17 protein-coding genes and 1 pseudogene are annotated in these 17,982 nt (G+C 63.6%); 4 read left to right on the top strand and 14 right to left on the bottom strand.

The features are described 5' to 3' along the window. Positions 1-431: 431 nt before the first annotated feature. Positions 432-932, bottom strand: a complete 501-nt coding sequence (locus ACWFUC_RS13055) for a Csu type fimbrial protein (RefSeq protein WP_121038752.1) — start codon at positions 930-932, stop codon at positions 432-434. 450 nt (positions 933-1,382) lie between these two features. Here ACWFUC_RS13055 and epsC point away from each other — a divergent pair, with 450 nt between their 5' ends. Continuing rightward, a complete protein-coding gene (gene epsC, locus ACWFUC_RS13050) occupies positions 1,383-2,327 on the top strand; it encodes a serine O-acetyltransferase EpsC (RefSeq protein WP_051156496.1) in 945 nt (314 codons plus the stop codon). A 12-nt stretch (positions 2,328-2,339) separates the two neighbouring features. Here the strand turns inward: epsC and ACWFUC_RS13045 are convergent, their stop codons facing one another. Continuing rightward, a complete protein-coding gene (locus tag ACWFUC_RS13045) occupies positions 2,340-2,495 on the bottom strand; it encodes a hypothetical protein (RefSeq protein WP_166675049.1) in 156 nt (51 codons plus the stop codon). Positions 2,496-2,616: 121 nt separating this feature from the next. After that, positions 2,617-3,768, bottom strand: a complete 1,152-nt coding sequence (locus ACWFUC_RS13040; protein WP_489625114.1) for an MFS transporter — start codon at positions 3,766-3,768, stop codon at positions 2,617-2,619. A gap of 76 nt (positions 3,769-3,844) precedes the next feature. Between ACWFUC_RS13040 and gcvA the strand changes: the two genes are divergently transcribed. The 3 genes and pseudogenes from gcvA to ACWFUC_RS13025 all read left to right on the top strand — a co-directional run bounded on the left by gcvA (position 3,845) and on the right by ACWFUC_RS13025 (position 6,957). Continuing rightward, positions 3,845-4,738 carry a transcriptional regulator GcvA gene (gcvA, locus tag ACWFUC_RS13035; RefSeq protein WP_489625113.1) on the top strand — a complete coding sequence of 298 codons (894 nt, stop codon included), beginning with the start codon at positions 3,845-3,847 and terminating at the stop codon, positions 4,736-4,738. Between the two features lie 1,054 nt (positions 4,739-5,792). Further along, a pseudogene (locus tag ACWFUC_RS13030) lies at positions 5,793-6,425 on the top strand (LLM class flavin-dependent oxidoreductase); the annotation flags it as partial. A gap of 43 nt (positions 6,426-6,468) precedes the next feature. Next, entirely contained in the window at positions 6,469-6,957 is a 489-nt protein-coding gene (locus tag ACWFUC_RS13025) for an LLM class flavin-dependent oxidoreductase (protein WP_489625112.1), read from the top strand. Here the strand turns inward: ACWFUC_RS13025 and gcvH are convergent. The 11 genes from gcvH to ACWFUC_RS12970 all read right to left on the bottom strand — a co-directional run bounded on the left by gcvH (position 6,936) and on the right by ACWFUC_RS12970 (position 17,974). Continuing rightward, positions 6,936-7,313, bottom strand: coding sequence for a glycine cleavage system protein GcvH (gcvH, locus tag ACWFUC_RS13020; RefSeq protein WP_088756633.1), 378 nt, complete (start codon positions 7,311-7,313; stop codon positions 6,936-6,938). The genes ACWFUC_RS13025 and gcvH overlap by 22 nt on opposite strands. Before the next feature lie 23 nt (positions 7,314-7,336). Continuing rightward, positions 7,337-7,942, bottom strand: a complete 606-nt coding sequence (locus tag ACWFUC_RS13015) for a peroxidase-related enzyme (protein ID WP_489625111.1) — start codon at positions 7,940-7,942, stop codon at positions 7,337-7,339. Next, entirely contained in the window at positions 7,939-8,475 is a 537-nt protein-coding gene (locus ACWFUC_RS13010; RefSeq protein WP_204725210.1) for a CMD domain protein, read from the bottom strand. Before ACWFUC_RS13010 ends, ACWFUC_RS13015 begins: the two co-directional genes overlap by 4 nt. Continuing rightward, positions 8,472-9,803 (bottom strand): acyl-CoA thioesterase/bile acid-CoA:amino acid N-acyltransferase family protein, encoded by a 1,332-nt coding sequence (locus tag ACWFUC_RS13005; protein WP_489625110.1) that lies wholly within the window; start codon positions 9,801-9,803, stop codon positions 8,472-8,474. Before ACWFUC_RS13005 ends, ACWFUC_RS13010 begins: the two co-directional genes overlap by 4 nt. A 6-nt stretch (positions 9,804-9,809) precedes the next feature. Further along, positions 9,810-11,396 carry an ABC transporter substrate-binding protein gene (locus ACWFUC_RS13000; protein WP_276844419.1) on the bottom strand — a complete coding sequence of 529 codons (1,587 nt, stop codon included), beginning with the start codon at positions 11,394-11,396 and terminating at the stop codon, positions 9,810-9,812. 100 nt (positions 11,397-11,496) lie between these two features. Beyond that, the gene (locus tag ACWFUC_RS12995; RefSeq protein WP_134134902.1) at positions 11,497-12,504 is read right to left on the bottom strand and encodes an ABC transporter ATP-binding protein; all 1,008 of its coding nucleotides are present in this window, start codon (positions 12,502-12,504) and stop codon (positions 11,497-11,499) included. Next, complete coding sequence (locus tag ACWFUC_RS12990) at positions 12,497-13,501, bottom strand: ABC transporter ATP-binding protein (protein WP_489625109.1); 1,005 nt, start codon at positions 13,499-13,501, stop codon at positions 12,497-12,499. Before ACWFUC_RS12990 ends, ACWFUC_RS12995 begins: the two co-directional genes overlap by 8 nt. After that, complete coding sequence (locus tag ACWFUC_RS12985; RefSeq protein WP_420840912.1) at positions 13,498-14,433, bottom strand: ABC transporter permease; 936 nt, start codon at positions 14,431-14,433, stop codon at positions 13,498-13,500. The genes ACWFUC_RS12990 and ACWFUC_RS12985 overlap by 4 nt, the downstream gene beginning before the upstream one ends. Positions 14,434-14,456: 23 nt before the next feature. Further along, positions 14,457-15,431: an ABC transporter permease gene (locus ACWFUC_RS12980; protein ID WP_039786022.1), complete on the bottom strand. Its 975-nt coding sequence runs from the start codon at positions 15,429-15,431 to the stop codon at positions 14,457-14,459. Further along, complete coding sequence (locus ACWFUC_RS12975) at positions 15,428-16,900, bottom strand: NAD(P)-binding domain-containing protein (protein WP_489625108.1); 1,473 nt, start codon at positions 16,898-16,900, stop codon at positions 15,428-15,430. The genes ACWFUC_RS12980 and ACWFUC_RS12975 overlap by 4 nt, the downstream gene beginning before the upstream one ends. Positions 16,901-17,035: 135 nt before the next feature. Then, entirely contained in the window at positions 17,036-17,974 is a 939-nt protein-coding gene (locus ACWFUC_RS12970; RefSeq protein WP_259434641.1) for a LysR family transcriptional regulator, read from the bottom strand. Positions 17,975-17,982: the final 8 nt, after the last annotated feature.

Genomic DNA, 17,982 nt, shown 5'->3' with positions numbered 1-17,982 from the left:
GGCGGACAGCAGCAAACTGGACAGCAGAGAAAGAAGCGCAAGGTGGAACGATGAAAACCGCGGTGCGCGCATGGAAAGGCCTCCCTTGTTGGATCTGTCGGATCGAGCCCGTATTGCATCACAAACAAAAAAAGGGCGCACCTCCTTGCGGAAGTACGCCCAAAAGTAAGCCCCCCCCTCAGGGCTTCCCGGTAATCGAGGTACTAGGGCCTGTTCACATTCAATCTGTGAGATGCGTTGCCCCCAGGGAGAGGCCGCCAAGCGTCGCCTGCCGTTGTTGCAGCTCCTTGCCGTGGCACCACCACGGCGCGTCGCCGCGCCTAGGCAGACAACGCTTGGCGACCTCTCGCACTCACAGATTGAATGTGAACAGGCCCTAAAAGCCACGATGGGCGCAGGGAATCAGGCCTGCTGCCGCATGTGGCGCAACATCAGTAGGTCAGCGTGACGGTCACGGTGTCCGAATAAGCGCCCGCCAACGGGGTCTGGGCGGCAGGAATCTGGCCGTAGACGGTCAGCGTCTGGGTCAGGCCGGAGCCGGTCCCGGTGACGGTATCGGTGCCGATGGTCGAGCCCCAGTTGTTGCTGCGGGCCGAATCGCGGTACAGCGCGTAGTTCAGGGTACCGCCGCCGGCCGCGCTCATCTTGCGGCTGCTGACGGTGGAACCGGTTCCAGTACCAGCGTCAAGACCGACGTTGTAGGCAGTACCGTTGGTGCACAGGACGGTGATGGTGCCGGACTGGTTGACCAGGCTCTGGGTGTAGGCGCCGAAGGCGATGGCAGAACCGACCACGGTGCAGGAGGCCACGACCGAAGCGCTGATGGTCAGCGTACCACTGGCAGTGGCGGCAAACGAGGCCGGTGCGCTGGAGGCCAGCACGACAGCGGCGACGGTGGCGGCAACGAAGCGGTTTTTCTTGGCGTGGAACATCGAGTCTCTCCTGGTTTGGCTGCCTGGTCCTCGCCCCTCGCTCGGACTTCTTGCTGCAGCTGGTATGACGAGACTTTAAGTTTTTGTTGTTCCACCCAACATCGGGAGCTTCCTGAGGTGACGCGCTTTTGCGTCAGGATTTTCCTGAATGATCCAAATGCATCATGTCGTGAGATATTCATCAAGTCTCACGGCGTCGGCTGGCCAGGCAAGCGTGGTGCGGATTTGCGGCAGATCAAATGCGCATGAGGATATGCGCAATGATACTTTGCAGGAACCTTCATTCGCGGGTACAGTCCATGACCAGAGCAGATTCAACAGCGGTGCCACTTTTCAGATAGAACTGGGCACCGCGAATCTCTCTTCGCATATTTCCCCGCCTGGTTTTTCTCTTCGATGGCTTCCCTGCCCTGCCCGGCACCTCGTCCGCATTTTTGATAGCATGCGGGCATGGAACCTACTCACATCCCCGAACTGAACGCGCTGGCTGACTCGGTCGAGTCTGCGAGCCTGGGCTTGTCCGCCGTCGTCGCTGGCCTGCGTACCTCGCGCGAAGTCACCAACAAGATCCGCTACCGCGGCGAGATCCGCGAACTCCCCTCGCGGGAAGCCATGCAGAAGCTGTTGCAGCATCTGCAGGCCGCCTTGTTCCCCACGCATTACGGGCACACCGATTTATCCGATGAGACCATCGATTATTTCGTTGGAAGCCAGTTGAATGCTGCGTTGTCCATTCTGCGCGAGCAGGTGCGGCGCAGTCTGTATTTCAGCAGCGATGTGGAAGAGGATGGTCTGCTGCGGGAACGTGCCACGGCCATCACGCGCGACTTCGCGCACCAGTTGCCGGGCGTGCGCGACATCCTGGTCAGCGACATCCAGGCGGCGTATCACGGTGACCCGGCGGCGTCGAGCATTTCGGAGATTTTGCTGTGCTATCCCGGCACAACGGCGATCATCTATCATCGCCTGGCGCATGCCCTGCATCAGCTGGGAGCACCGCTGCTGGCGCGGCTGATTGCCGACATCGCGCATTCGGCCACCGGCATCGACATCCATCCGGCGGCGCAGATCGGGCCGAGTTTCTTCATCGATCACGGCACCGGGGTGGTGATCGGCGAGACCACCATCATTGGCCGCAACGTACGCCTGTACCAGGCCGTGACGCTGGGTGCCAAGCGTTTTCCGCAGGAGCCGGACGGTTCATTGGTCAAGGGGATTGCACGCCATCCCATCGTCGAGGATGACGTGGTGGTCTATGCGGGCGCAACGCTGCTGGGCCGCATCACCATCGGGCGAGGTTCGGTCATTGGCGGCAACGTGTGGCTCACGCACAGCGTGCCGGCGGGCAGCAACATCTCGCAGGCGGAGATGCTGAGCGACTGCCGCCAGCCCTGACCAGCCGCTCGTTCAGACAGCTGCGCCCAGCCAGTGCTGGAGGAAATACAGCGCACCCAGCACGGACAGGCCAATGACGAAGGCAGCGCCGATGGCACGGCCTTCGGCGGGCAGCAGCGGTTCAGTCGCGAAGTGGCCGAGTTCCTGGTAGATGTGGTGATCGTTCATGGAGGCTCCTGAGTCCGGCAAGGAAGGGATCAGGGCCATGCTAGTCAAGCTGCGTGCTGCTGTGAACGAAGCAATGGGCAGATCGATATCTGTTCACCGCATAAAGCGCGCCCCGCCCTGCTCAGGGCTGACCGGAGAGGGAGGCTGGCGGCACGGGTACCGGCTGGCGTCCGCAGGCGATGGCTGCCAGCGCCAGGGCCGAGGCCGCGAGGCTGTAGAGCCACAGGGATGACATCACCGGCAGCAGCAGGCCGGCCAGCATCGGCCCCATGCCTGCGCCGATATCACGCCAGATCGCCCGTCCAGCCAGCGCATGCACACGCTGCGCCGGTGGCGTGCGGGCGGCGACGATGGGGGCCAGCAGCGGCAGTTGCAGAGCCCGCAGGATCACGATCAGCCCGGCGAACAGCCACAGCAATCCGCCGCCGAAACCGACCAGCGCCACGCAGGTGGCCAGTGACAGCGTCACCAGTACCTTGACCGCACCGAAGCGCTCGGCCAGCCATCCGCCCAGTGGGCTGAGGACGATTTCCCCCGCGTAGCGCAGCGCCATCAATACCCCCGCCACCAGTTCGCCATCAGCGCCGAAGGATTGCTTGCTCATGTAGGCCAGGCCGACGATGAAGAGGCCATCCAGGGTCAGCCCTTCGAGGAAGGACCACCAGTCCAGGGCATTGGGCAGTTTCCAGCGGCGTGGCTGGGGCGGTGCGTAGGCGTGCTGAGGCAGGCGGCGTGCGGCCAGCAGGCCCAGCAGCGCGGTGGTCGCCACCAGGGCGAACACCATGCGCGGCCCGATGTGGGGGGCCAGCAGTGCGGCGGCAGGCAGCCAGAGCATGGGGCCGATGGCGATCACGCCGCGCGAACGGCCGGAGCGGCGGGCTGCGCCTTGGGGGTTGGCGGTGGACATGGCCTGGGTGGAGAGGTTGAGTCCGGCGAAGGCCATGCCCCACAGCAGGCGCAGTGGCAGCAGGGCCCAGAAGCCGCTGGCGACCGTATAGCCGAGGGCGCAGAGGATGGCGGCGCAGACGGCCAGGGTGCAGGTGGGGCGGTCGCCGCGTTGTGCGTAGAAGCTGGCGACCCAGCGATAGCCGGCGATGCGCACCAGCCGGTTGGCCGCGAGCAGCACGCCGGCCTCGGCGAGGCTGACGTGGAACTGGGCGGCGTACATGGGGAGGAGCAGGTAGAGGACGATATCGCAGGGCAAGGCGGCCGAGAGCGACATGGCGGCGTGGCGCGAATCGATATCGGCCTGGCGGTGGTCTGGCGTGGTCATGGAGGCCGATGATGCGCCGCGTGGGGTGGGCTGACAAACGATATTAATTCCGGGCATGCGTGATAATATTTGACGCATGGCCGATCTCACTCTTCCGCTCAATGCCATCCGCGCCTTTCTGGCAGCGGCCCGTCACCAGAGTTTCACGCTTGCGGCGCAGGAGCTCAATGTCACACATGGCGCGATCAGTCGCCAGATCAAGAACCTTGAAGATTATCTCGGCATGCCCTTGTTCGAGCGGCGTACGCGGCAGGTGTTGCTGACCGAGCGTGGGCGGCAGTTCTTCGAGGAGGCCAGTCCGGCGCTCGATATTCTCGCCAATGCGGCGCGGCGGGTGATGCGGGATGCGCCTACGCGCACGGTGGTCATCAATGTGCGGCCGTCCTTTGCGGTGCGCTGGCTGATTCCGCATCTGTCCGATTTCGTGGAGCGGTATCCGGGGATTGCGCCCCAGGTGGTGACCAGTACGGCGACCGTGGGCAAGGCGGGCTCTTCGTTTGATATCGCGATCCGGCGGGGAGAGACCAATTGGCCTGAGACCCTGAAGGTGCAGCGGTTCATGGAGGATGAGCTGGTGCTGGTGGCTTCTCCTGCGCTGCTGCAATCCATGCCGCTGGAGGACGTGTCGCAGTTGGCGCGGCATACGGTGCTGGTGTCGCGCAGTCGGCGCAATGACTGGGAGGACTGGCGCAAGCTGGCCGGCCTGAAACGCTCACGTTCCCAGGCAATGCTGCATTTCGATCACGTGCATTTTGTATTGCAGGCGGTCATGGATGGGCTGGGGGTGGCCTTGTCGCCTGTATCACTTGCGGATAACGATCTGCGCTCGGGGCGGCTGGTTTGTCCCTTCCCTGATCTGCGCTTGAACCTCGCACCCTACTACCTCGGGATCAGCTTGCAGGCAGGAGCTGAGGCGCAATTGTTTGCCAAATGGCTTGGGGAATATCGCGGGGCTTTGATCGGTGGTTGATTTTTGTTTTTGGTCTTGGCTGCGTGCTTTTCTGGTTTTTTGGTATGGGGTAGTCTGCACGGAAATCTTTCCTGCGCTCTAGCTTAATTATTTTCTCTCTCCGGTCGGAAGAACGCGCCGGGGGGGCAGAAGCACTGCTTCTGCCGGCAGCCGCTCACTTTTCTTGTCTCGCCAAGAAAAGTAAGCAAAAGAAGGCGACCGCAACTCCGCCGCCCTCCTTCGGAGGGTCCCCCGCTTCAGTACCCAATAAAACGGGAAAAATAAAGTCGCTTCGCTCCGGTTATTTTTCTGATCCGTTTTATTGGGTACTGAAGCGGCGGCGCAGATGCGGACGACTGAGACGGCTCGCCTTCGGCCTCGCACCCCCTCCTACTCGCCTCCGGCTTTGCCTTGGCGTTCTTTAGCCTTCGATACGTCGCTGCGCGACTACTCAGGACGAACGGACGGAAATTATTTAAACAAAAACCAAAAAACCAAAAAACCAAAAAAACAAAGAAACAAAAAAAAGAACAAAAAAGGAAAAACCCAAAACCCAGAGCGGGAGTGGGAACGAACAAAAGGTCGATGCCGCAGGCGAGCCAACCCAAAGCCGAAGGCGAGTCGGAGACGCGGCGAGGCCGAAGGCGAGCCCGTGGGGGTGTTGTCCCCATAGAGCCAGCCGCCGCAGCGGAGCGAAAAGTGGATCAGAAGGATAGTGGGAGCGAAGCGACTCTATCCTTCCCACTTTTCGCTCTGCTGCGGCGGGGACCCTCCGAAGGAGGGCTGGCTCTTTGGGGTCGCCTTCTTTTGCTTACTTTTCTTGGCGAGACAAGAAAAGTGAGCGGCTGCCGGGCCGCCCCCCGGCGCGTCCTTCCGACCGGAGAGAGATAAGAATTAAGCTAGAGCGCAGGAAAGCAATCCGTGCAGACTACCCCATACCAAAAAACCAGAAAAGCACCCAGCCAAGACAACAAAACCAAAAACCAACTAAGGAAAGAAGAAAACATTCTTAGCCACAAAGAGAACAGAGCGCTCTAATAACGCCAAAGCGAAAAATGCAAAAGGAAACTCTGGCATGTCATTAGAACTCTTTTGGTTCCTCCCCACGTCGGGCGACACACGTTACCTGGGCAAATCCGATTTCGGCCGAGCCCCCACGCTGGACTACATGCGCCAGATCGCGGTGACCAGCGAAACGCTGGGATACGATGGCTTGCTGATTCCCACGGGAGCGTCCTGCCTGGACCCATGGGTAGTGGCGGCCAGCCTGGTCCCGGTGACTCAGCGCATCAAGCTGCTGGTGGCACTGAGGACGTCTCTGGGCGGCCCGGGCCCGTCGGCAAGACAAGCCGCAACACTGGACCAGGCCCTGAACGGCCGCCTCCTGCTCAACGTGGTGCCCGGAGGAGATGCCACGGAACTGGAAGCCGACGGCGTCTTCCTGAAGCACGACGAACGCTACGAAGCTGCCGACGAATACCTCACCATCTGGCGCAAGCTGCTGCAGGGTGAGACCGTCAACTACGAAGGCAAGCACTTCCGCATCCGCAACGGCCAGCTGTTCCATCCGGCGATACAACAGCCCTACCCGCCGCTGTATTTCGGCGGCTCCTCCCCTGCTGCGCACGACCTCGCCGCCAAGCATGTGGACGCCTACCTGACCTGGGGGCGAGCCACCCGCCGCCGTCAAACAGAAGATCGAAGACGTACGCGAACGCGCCGCCAAGCAAGGCCGCACCGTCAGATTCGGCGTGCGTCTGCATGCCATCGTGCGCGAAACCACGGCCGAAGCCTGGGCCGACGCCGAACGCCTCATCAGCAAACTCACCGACGAAGACATTGCCCGCGCCCAGCAGAACTACGCCAAGATGGATTCAGTAGGACAACAAAGAATGGCCGCCCTGCACGGCGGCCGCCGCGACAAACTGGAAATCGCCCCCAACCTGTGGGCCGGCGTGGGACTGGTACGCGGCGGCGCCGGCACCTCGCTGGTGGGCGATGCGGCCACCGTCGCCGAACGCCTGCAGGAATATGCGGACCTGGGCGTGGACACCTTCGTCCTCTCCGGCTACCCGCACCTGGAAGAAGCGATACGCTTTGCCGAACTGGTCTTCCCCCTGCTGGGCAAGAACGCGGTCACCTTGCGTGACCGCGCCCAAAACCGGCGGCGCCTTCGATATCCGCGCCGCCGCATCGGCTTCCTGAACGCAGGAGCGCGTCAGGAAATCAGCTTGATGTAACCCGCCGCATCAAGAAAGCCTTCAACCGAAAATGGCGCGGCTGGCTTGAGCTTGAAGATCCATTGCTCATACGGCGCGCCATTGATGGCGTCAGGCGTCTCCACCAGCAGCTCGTTGATGGCGATCACCTCGCCATCAACAGGCGCATGCAAATCCGACGCCGTCTTGTTGGATTCGACGATACCCGACTCGGCCCCCTTGGCCAACACCTTGCCTACAGCCGGCATATCGACATACACCAGCGGCCCCAACTGCTCCTGGCCGAAATCGGTAATGCCGATGGTCAGCGTGCCATCGTCTTCAAGCTTGACCCACTCATGGGTCTCGGCATAGACCAGATGATCCGGAATGTGCATCACTGTCTCCTCATGGAAATAATTTACTTGGCCTCAGCCTGGCTGCCATCGGCAAACACCGGCTCGCCCAGATTGAGCATCAAGCGATTGGCCCAGGCAAAGATGGCCACCGAGTGAATCAGGTCCAGCACTTCCAGTTCACTCAAGCCCACGTCATAGAGGGCCTTGATCTGCGCCGCCCCGATCTCGCCCGGCGTCTCGGTCAGCTCGGCCGAGAACTTGGCAATGGCCTGCTCGCGCGCATCCACACCGGCACCGTAAGGCGTATCGAACACTTGGCGCACCGTATCGTTACGCTTGGCCAGCTGCTCGAAACGCTGCGCATGAACGGAAGCGCAATACACGCAGCCATTGATGCGCGAAACCACCAGCGAACCCAGTTCGCGCTCCGCACGCGAGAGCCCACCCGGCGCATACATGATGGCGTTGAAGGCCGCCGAACGCTGGCGCAGGATGTCAGGCTGGTGCGCCAGGAACAGGTAGTAGTCCGACGTCTTGGCCTTGGGATGGCTTTCTTCCAGCACCTTGACCTGGTCTTCGCTGGCCGCGTCCAGCTGGATCACGTCCAGCCAGGCATCCCATTCCAGGGTCTCGTTGGTAAAACCGTTGGCCTTGATGATCTCGCTCATGCCGACTCTCCTTGTTGGACCGCCGCAGCACGCATGGCCTTCAGACCCGCGACCACGCGCAATTGATAGGACACGAAAGCGATCAGCTGCGACAGCGCCACCACCGCCGGCGTGCTGATGCCCGCGGCCGGCAGCTTTTCGATCGCAGCCTTGTCGCCTTCCACCGGGCGCTGCGTCAGCGCGCGCGTGAAGACCAGCATGGCGCGCAGACGACCCTCCGGTAATTGCTCGGGCTCACCGCTGTCAGCCGCCGCCAGTTGCGCAGCATCGGCCGGTACCGCTTCTGCACGGGCACGGTAATGCGCGGCCAGGTCGGTGGCACCTGCCAGGCGGCAAGCGTAGAGCGCCACCAGCAGGCGCTCATCCAGGCCGATGCCTTCCAGGGCCGGGTCGAACAGCGTGTCATAGCTGCCCTGCGAAGCCACGGCCACCTTGTCGCGCTGATGGCGCAGGCCGTGCAGGGGGCTGCCAGCGGCCAGGCCGGCCAGCTGGTCGATGACATCCTTGCTGATGTCGTAGACGGGGGTACTCATGCGTTTTCCTTTGTGGATGAATGCCTGGCCAGCGCGTCGCGCAGGAAGTGCTGCGCCTGCTGCCAGGCGTCGAGATCGGCGCGGGCATTGGCGGCGGGTTCGCCGCCACCGGTACTGATGCGCCCCGAGACCGGATGCGCATACGTGGTCTGCGTGGTCGGGACGAAGGGGAACAGGATCGAATGGCCGGCATGCGCATAGTTGCGCCATACCACCGGCCACGGGTGCGACACTTCCGCCAGCTTGTCCTTGACCATCGCACAATACAGGCTGGAAGGCCAGGAGCCATCATCGGTGGCCGACAGCAACAGCACCGGTCCGGCGATCTTCTCCACCGGAATAAGGGCGCGCGCCACCGCTTCCTCGTCCTGCAAGGCAGTCAGCATGGCCAGTTCATGGCGATGCGGTGCCGGGCCTTCGTCAAACGGTACCCAGCTGGCGCTGCGGTTGTCCTGCCATTGATGCGGCAAGGGCTGGCCGCGCAGCAGCCAGGTCGGGCCTTCGCGTCCCACGGCAGGATCGGCCGCATTCTGGCCGCTGTGTACCAGCGCACTGGGCACAGTGGCCAGCACCGCCGACACCTTCTGCGGAAAGGTCGCCCCCAGCAGCAGCACCAGCTCGCCACCGCGCGACTGGCCACTGATGGCGACGAAATCGTGCAGCGGCTTTACCTCGGCACGCAGCCAGTCCAGTCCGCGTTCGAAATACTCCAGCGGTGTATTGGAAATGTAATCCGACAGGCCCGGCGCCTTGAAATACGCCAGCGCAAACGCGGCCACCCCGCGCGAGGCAAACAGCGCCGCACGCGGTTCGTTGATGCCGCCACCGGACCCGTTGAGGATCATCACCGCCGGATGCGGTCCCGGAGTGGCCGGCAGGAACAGCGTACCGACCAGCCCCTCTTCCCGCACCTCGCGCCGGGTCACCCCGGCAGCGGCCAGCCGCTGTACCAGTTCGGTACTGGCCGGCGCGCACGGCGCCAGGCCCGGCTGGTCCAGCGAAGAGACCGTCAGCGTGGTCACCAGCGGTGCCATGACATCGGCGTGGAAGTTGTCGCGGCGGCCGGCTTGCACCGGCTTCTGCGACCACAACAAGCCCATGGGATCGATGCCGTAGTAATCGCCATCGATGGCCGGGTTCATGCTCACGTCAACGTGGCCATAGGCATCGGCGATGTAGCACGCCGTACTGCGCCACTCCGCGCCGTTGCGCAGGGTGGAGGAAGAGATGCGCACCGGCTCGCCCGGATGCGCACCCCGCACGATGATGCGGCGGGGTACGTCGATCAGGTCGTCAGCCGGGCTGACCTCGATGGAGAAGTTGGGCATGGCCTTTTACTTCTTGTCCTGGGTCACCATCATGGCGGTGGTGCGGTCGCTGCTGATGGGGGTGACCTTCAGGCCCTTCTTGGCGGCCCAGATGTTCTGGTAGTGGTACAGAGGGATCACGCCAACCTCATCCGAGACGGTCTTGGCCGCGCCACGCAGGATGGCCTCACGCTTGGCGGCATCGAACTCGGCGGTCGAATCGGCCAGGGCCTTGTCCACGGCCGGGCTGCTGTAGTGGTTCCAGTTGGAAGCGCCGATACCCTTCTTGGGATCAACCGTGCCCAGCACGTTGACCAGCGCGTAACTGGCTTCGCCAGTGCCATTACCCCAGGCCAGTACCGAAACGGCAAACTCGTTCTTGTTGGCACGCGAGGAGTAAGAGGCCCACGGCAGCACTTCGACCTGAGTCTTGATGCCGATGCGGGTCCAGAACTGCGCCACGGCCTGCATGGTTTCCGGTGCTTGCGGATAGCGATCGTTGGGCACGTGCAGCGTCAGCTTGAAACCTTCCGGGAAACCGGCCTCGGCCAGCAGCTTCTTGGCTTGCGCGGCGTCGAAGGGAATGTTCTTGATCTCCGGGTTGTAGCCGAAGGTATCGGCCGGCATCCACTGGTTCGCTTCGGTGGCCGCACCCTGCAGGATGCGGTCGATCAGGGCCTTGCGGTTGATGGCCAGCGACATGGCACGGCGCACGCGCACATCCAGCAGCGGATTCTTCTCCAACGGCTTGCCGTTGTTGTCGGTGATGAAGGGGCTGGGGCCTTCATGGAAACTCGGCTGGATCAGCAGCACGCGCAGGCCGTTGTAGGGGTAGACCTTGACGTTGGGCGACTGCTTCAGCTTGGCCAGGTCGGACACCGACACCTTGTCGATCACGTCCACGTCGCCCGACAGCAGCGCGGCGGTACGGGCTGCGCCATTGTTGATGTAGCGGTAGTTGACCTTTTCCCACAGCGGCTTGCCGTTCCAGTAGTTGTCGTTACGCTGCATCACCACCCGGTCGCCCGGGGTGTAGGAGACGAACTTGTAGGGACCGGTACCGACCACGGCCGCGCCGCTGTTGTAGTTCTCGGTGGTGGACTTCTCGCCCACGTGCTTGCTGACGATATGCACCGAGGCCAGGTTCAGCGGCAGGTCCGGGTTGGGGATGTTGGTCTTGATGACCAGGGTCAGCGGATCCTTGGCAGTGACCGATTCCACCGTGCGCAGGTAGCCGGCGAAGGTGGCCACGCTGCCCGGTACGGCACGGGCGCGCTGGTAGGAGAAGATCACATCGTCAGCGGTGAAGGGCTTGCCGTCCTGCCACTTGACGTTGGGGCGCAGCTTGAATTCCCAGGTCTTGGGGTCGATGTTCTTCCAGCTCACGGCCAGGCCGGGGACCAGCTTGTTGTAATCGTTCTGGACCAGCAGGTCCCAGAAATGCAGGTCCACCGAACGGTCGCCGGCGTGGTTGTTCAGCTGCGGATCCAGCGACGAAAGCGGATCGGCAAAGGCGATGTTGAGGTTCTGCGCGTGCGCGGCATCGGCAGCGGCAGCCAGCGCGGCACCGGTCAGGGCGACGGCCAGCAGGCGGGTCAGGAGAGTTTTCTTCATGGTCGGGTTCCTCTGTGATCAGGGTGGAAGCACTGCGGGGGTGCCAAGTTCTTGACTGCTCGGTTCTTCGTTTCTGTCGTTTCTATCGGTTCACATCATCTCAGCGGCCATCATTGAGATGGCAGGCACTCATGTGCCCCGGCGCGATCTCGCGCAACAGCGGCTGCTCTTCACGGCAGCGCTGCGTGGCATGCGGACAGCGCGGGTTGAAGTGGCAGCCGGTCGGCGGGTTCAGCGGACTGGGGATCTCGCCCTTGATGGCGGTGAATTCCTTCTTGCGCGCGCCCATGCGGGGCACCTCGGCCAGCAGCGCCTGCGTATAGGGGTGATTGGGCTGGCCGAACAGTTCGCCCACCGGCGCACTCTCCACCACCCGGCCCAGGTACATGATGACCACGCGGTCCGACACGTGCTCCACCACGCCCAGGTCATGGCTGATGAAAAGATAGGTCAGGCCCAGTTGCTCGCGCAGATCCATGAAGAGATTGAGGATCTGCGCCTGGATCGACACATCCAGCGCTGCCACCGCCTCGTCGCACACCAGCATCTGCGGCTGCACCGCGAGTGCGCGCGCAATGCCGATGCGCTGGCGCTGGCCGCCGGAAAACTGGTGCGGATAACGGTCGCGCAGGGCCGGATCGAGACCGGCGCGCAACAACTGCTGGCAGACGTAGGCGTCGAGGTCACCCTCGACCTTTCCGTTCACTTGTGCCGCTTCGCCCACGATCTGGTCGATGCGCAAACGCGGATTCAGGCTGGCATAGGGATTCTGGAAAATCATTTGCACCTGCAGCCGGGCCTCGGCTTCTTCCTTGCTGCTGAGGCTGGCGCGGTCGCGGCCGTTGACCAGCACCTGGCCATCGGAAGGATCGAGCAGGCCGCAGGCCACCCGGCCCAGCGTGGACTTGCCGCAGCCGGATTCACCGACCAGCCCCACCACTTCACCCGGCAAGACCTTCAGGTCCACCTGGTCCAGCGCATGGGTGACGGCCGGCGGGCGGCTCCAGCCGCGCGCCTGCAACTGGCGTTCCAGCCAGCCCTGGCGGCGCTCGCCGAAGCGACGGCTGACGGCACGGGTTTCGATCAGGGGAATGACGGCCTTATCCATGGTGCTCGTTGCTCTGTGTGCTCGGGGTCGGGTGATAGCAGCGCACCCGGTGCGCCGGCAGCGGTTCGCTGATCGCCGGGGCCACCAGGCACTGCTGGGAAAGGCGCTCGCAGCGTGCAGCAAAGGCGCAGGTCGGCGGCAGGTGCAGCAAGTTGGGCGTCATCCCGGGAATCTGGCGCAGCCGCGCACCGCGCCGGTTGTTGCTGGGCAGGCTGCCGATCAGGCCTTGCGTGTAGGGGTGCAGCGGCGCATCGAGCACCGCATCCACACTGCCCTGCTCGACGATGCGCCCGGCATACATCACCGCCACTTCATCGGCCAGGCCGGCCACCACCGACAGGTCGTGCGTGATCCAGATCAGGGCGGTACCGTGCTGGCGCGCCAGCTTCTGCACTTCAGACAGGATCTGCGCCTGGATGGTCACATCCAGGGCCGTGGTCGGTTCATCGGCGATGATGAGGTCGGGCTTGTGCAGCATCGCGATGGCAATGGCCACGCGCTGGCGCATGCCACCCGAGAGTTGATGCGGATAGGCCTGCAGCCGTTCTTCCGGACTGGCGATGCCCATCATGCCCAAGGTATCGCGCGCCAGTTCGCGCGCCAGTTCGCGCGCCTGCTGGCCGCTGACCTTGCTGTGCGCCAGCACGGCATCGACCATCTGCGCTTCCACCTTCAGGACCGGATTCAGGGTCATCATCGGGTCCTGGAAGATCATGGCGATGCGGTTGCCCTGCAGTTCGCGCAGGGACGTCTTGTCCATGCTGACCAGGTCGCGCCCCTGGAACAGGATCTCGCCGCCGACGACGCGGCCCGGCGCATCGACCATGCCGAGGATGGAAAATCCGGTCACGCTCTTGCCCGATCCGGATTCGCCCACGAGACCCAGAATGCGGCCACGGCCGACCGACAGCGAGACGTCATCGACCGCCGGCAACACGCCTTCGGGCGTGAAGAAATGCGTGCGCAGGTTGCGCACTTCAAGTGTGAGCGCGCTCATTTCTGCCACCGTGGATTGAGGATGTCGCGCAGGCGGTCGCCGACCAGGTTGATGGCCACGATCACCACCAGCAGCGTGATGCCGGGATAGAAACTGATCCAGTATTCGCCTGAGAGCATGTATTGGTAACCATTGGAGATGAGCAGGCCCAGCGAGGGTTCGGTGATCGGCACGCCCAGGCCGAGGAAGGACAGCGTCGCTTCCAGCGTGATGGCGCGCGCCACCTGCAGGGTGCCGATGACGATCAGCGGCGGCAGGCAGTTGGGCAGGATGTGACGCACCATGATGCGCCAGGACGACAGGTTCAGTCCTCTTGCGGCTTCCACGTATTCCTTGCGCCGTTCCACCAGCGCCTGGCCGCGCGCAGTGCGCGCGTAATACGCCCACTCCAGTACCACCAGCGTGGCCATCACGTTGAAGATGCCCTTGCCCACGTAGGCCAGGATCAGCATCGCCACCAGGATGGAGGGGAAGGACAGCACCAGGTCGGCAAAGCGCATGAGTACCGTATCGACCTTGCCGCCCGCATACGCGGCCAGCAAGCCGATGAGCGTGCCGATCACGCCCGCGATCAGGGCCGAGCCGACACCGATGCCCACGCTGATGCGCAGGCCATAGATGATGGCCGAGAACAGGTCGCGTCCCTGACCATCAGTCCCGAGCCAGTAGGTAAACGTTCCATCACCATTGAGGGTACCTGGATGCTGGCGCGAGTCGAGGAAGTTCAACTGCGCCAGGTCATACGGATTCTGCGGCGTGATCCACGGTGCGGCAATGGCACCGACGATGAGCAGCAGCACGATCACCAGCCCCAGCATGGCCGAACGCGAGGCCACGAAATGGCGCATCACGCGCCGCCAGGGAGACTCGCGGGGCGGGGCCTGGAAGGCCGACAGTTCGGCCACGCGGGCGCGCACTTGTTCTTGCGTCATGGTCACTTCAGTTTGCGGCGCGCTCATGCACGGGCCTCCACCCGCACGCGCGGATCCAGCAATTTGTAGAGCACATCCACCACCAGGTTGATGGTGACGAACATGCAGACGATCACCATCAGGTAAGCCACGATGACCGGACGATCCAGCGCATTGATGCTGTCCAGGATCAGCTTGCCCGCACCGGGCCAGGCAAAGATGCTTTCTGTTACGACCGCAAAGGCAATGGTGGAGCCGAATTCCAGCCCGACCACGGTCACCAGCGGAATGAGCGTATTGCGCAGCACGTACATCAGTACCACGCGTGCCGGCGACAAGCCCTTGGCACGCGCGAACTTCACGTAGTCCATCGGCAGCACCTCACGCACATTGGCGCGGGTGAGGCGAATCACCAGCGAGATCTTGAACAACGACAGGTTGATGGCCGGGAGGATCATGTGCCGCCAGCCATCAGCGGTCAGCCACGACCATTGCACGCCGAACAGTTCGGCAGTCTGGCCGCGTCCGCCCGAAGGCAGCCAGCCCAGCGTGACAGAGAAGGCCATGATCAGCATCAGCCCGATCCAGAAGGTCGGCAGCGAAAAACCGAAGATGCTGGTGGTCATCACCAGGCGCGAGAAGGGATGATCCGGCTTCATGCCAGCAAACAGCCCCAGCGGCACGCCCACTGCCAGGGCCAGCAGCAATGCGGCCACAGCCAGTTCCAGCGTAGCCGGCAGGCGCTGGAAGATCAGCAGGATGGCCGGCGTGTTGTAGACGAAACTGTTGCCCAGGTTGCCGTGCAGCGCGCCATTGAGGAAGGCCAGGTACTGGCGCCACACCGGCTGGTCCAGGCCCAGTTCCTTGATGATGCGCAGGCGGTCCACCTGGTCCACGTCCTGGCCGATCAGGATATCGACCGGGTTGCCGATCATGTGCAGGCCGAAGAAGACGATCACCGTCATCAACAGCACCACCATCAGCGCCTGCAGCACGCTCTTTGCGATGGCCCCACTCATGCGGGCAGCTCCCACGGGGATTCGGTCCACTCGTCGCCTTCCAGTTCCGGTTCTTCATAGGCCTGGATGTTGCGGTAATGGTAGTCGATGTCCTCGCTGTACATCAGCGCGGCAATGCCCTGCGCCAGGCGGTAGGCTCCATCACTGATGGCCGGGATGTCGCCGGAGACCGTGCCATGGCTGGCAGCGGCCGGATAGCAGAAGCAGTGCACACGCTCCAGCCCCGGCAGGCTGCCCGGCGTCTTCTGCTGGAACTCGAACACCGGACCCAGGTAGGGCGAGTCGGCCAGCTCCTGGTCTTCCTCACCGGCAGGCGGGGTGTAACGGTCGCTCCAGTTGAGGACGTGCGGGGCGATGTCCTTGAACTCGCTGCGCAGGCTCCAGTCGATCTTGAAACCGGTGGAGAAGAACAGGAAATCCAGTTCCAGCGGACCACGATTGGTCTGCAGCAACAGCGTCCCATCCGGCTTGACCTCAACGGATTCGATCGCCGTACCCAGCAGGAAGCGGGCATTGGCAAAGCGCGAGACCCGGCGCGTGCTGCCCGAGGGCGGCGGCACTTGCTGGGCGTTGACGTAATGGCGGATGCGCCATTTCCATTCGTCCGGCAGGTGCAGATGGCCGTTGACCAGGCCGGGGCTACCCGCCCCTTTGCCCTTGTTGATGCGCGGCAGGTCCTTGCGTCGGATCAGCAGGTCCACGCGTGCGGCCCCCTCTTCCAGCGCGGTCGCGGCGCTGTCCATGGCCGACGCGCCACCGCCGATCACGCCAACGCGCTTGCCCTTCAGACTGGCGTAGTCGAACAGGTCGGAAGAATGCGCCCAGCGGTCACGTGGCAGTTGCGCCGCCAGCGGCGGCAGGAAGGCACCACCCAGGCCGTCGCGGCCGGTGGCCACCACCACGCGGCGCGCCAGCACGGTCGAAGTACTCGCAGGCGATTGCAGCTGCAGTGCCACGATGCCGTCGGCGCGCGGCTGCACGGCCAGCACGCGGTGCTCGTTACGGATATCGAGCTGCATGACGCGGCGGAACCAGCGCAGGTAATCCATCCATTGCAGGCGCGGGATCTTGTCCAGCGCTTCCCAGGCGTCCAGCCCGAACTGGGCCTCGAACCAGGCGCGGAAGGTCAGCGCCGGGAAGCCCAGCGCCGGGCCGGTCAGGGTCTTGGGGGAACGCAGGGTTTCCATGCGAGCAGTGGTGGCCCAGGGGCCTTCGAAGTCCTTGGGCGACTGGTCATAGATCACATTGGGAATGCCCAGGTGCGACAGCGCCACCGAAGCGGCCATGCCGGCCTGGCCGCCACCGATGATGGCCACGTCGATCACCGGCACGCCGTCGCGCTCGATGGCCGGAGTCCAGGACTTGCCGGGCAGCGCCAGCCATTGCAGGTCCTGGCGTACGCGCGCCTCCAGGGCGGCCAGTCCTTGCGGGGGGGCAACGGGGATCAGGGTCGGTTCGGTGTCGTGCATAGCGCCTCGTCAAAAGCATGAAGAGACGTCGCCGGCACAGGCCTGCGATCGTCTCGATTCGGGTTTTGTGATGCAACGCCCTTCCCGGTTGACGCTGCTTGCTTGGGTTTTACTACACTGCTACTGCGAAATCATTTACAACAATTCATCATGCAGGCTGGCATCGCGCTTGACGAAGCCCTGCAAGGTGCTGCGGGCGGCCTTTTCCACGGCATCGATCAGGCGTTGCGTGACGCCCTCGACCGGCTTGCCATAGGGCGTGACCACGCCAAAATAAAACGGAATCTCCATCGCCAGCCGCTTGACCACCATGCCCTCGATGGGCATGCCATAGGCCGTGGCCGGCTCCACCAGCGCCACGCCCAGCCCGGCGCGGGCCGCCATGATGGCGTTGAAGGAGGTATTGGTATCGATGGCAACATCCAACTGGCTGTCCTCGCCCAGCGCCAGTTCCACGCGCTGGCGCAGGCGATAGCGGTTGGACATGGTGATGACGCGCTGGCCGCGCAAGGCGGCGCGGGTGAGCTTGTCCTTGCCCGCCAGCGGATGGTCGGCGCGCACCACCGCCACGCAGGGCGCTTCGCCGATCCAGTGCAGGTCCAGCCCGCGATGGGCCACCGGCAGCGAGGTCAGCCCCAGGCTGACGGTGCGATGCAGGACCGCATGCACGACCTGCTCGGCCGAGGCGCTGCGCAAATGGACGTGTTCAGGAAAGGCGCGCTCCTTGTCGGCGGCCAGCAATTGCAGGGCCGCCGGGGCGATGGTGGAGGCCAGCGCGGGGGTGGCGACCAGATGGACCGGATGGACTTCTTCACGGGCGATTTCCTGCGCCCGTTCGCGGATGCTGCGCAGGCCCACCAGTGAGCGCTCCACTTCCTCATAGAGCAGGAAGGCCTTGGCCGTGGGCGTGACGCGCGGACCGTTGCGGTCGAACAGGGCGTAGCCCAACTCGGCCTCCAGTTCGCCGATGGCCTTGCTGACGGCGGGCTGCGAACGGCCCAGGCTGCGGCCGGCACCGGTCACGCTCCCCAGGGTCATTACGGCCGCAAATGCCTCCAGCTGATTCAGATCCATCGAAATCG

Source organism: Herbaspirillum sp. Her4 (assembly GCF_057961335.1).
The sequence above is the reverse complement of the archived record's forward strand: the minus strand, read 5'-3'. Positions and strand labels throughout refer to the sequence as shown.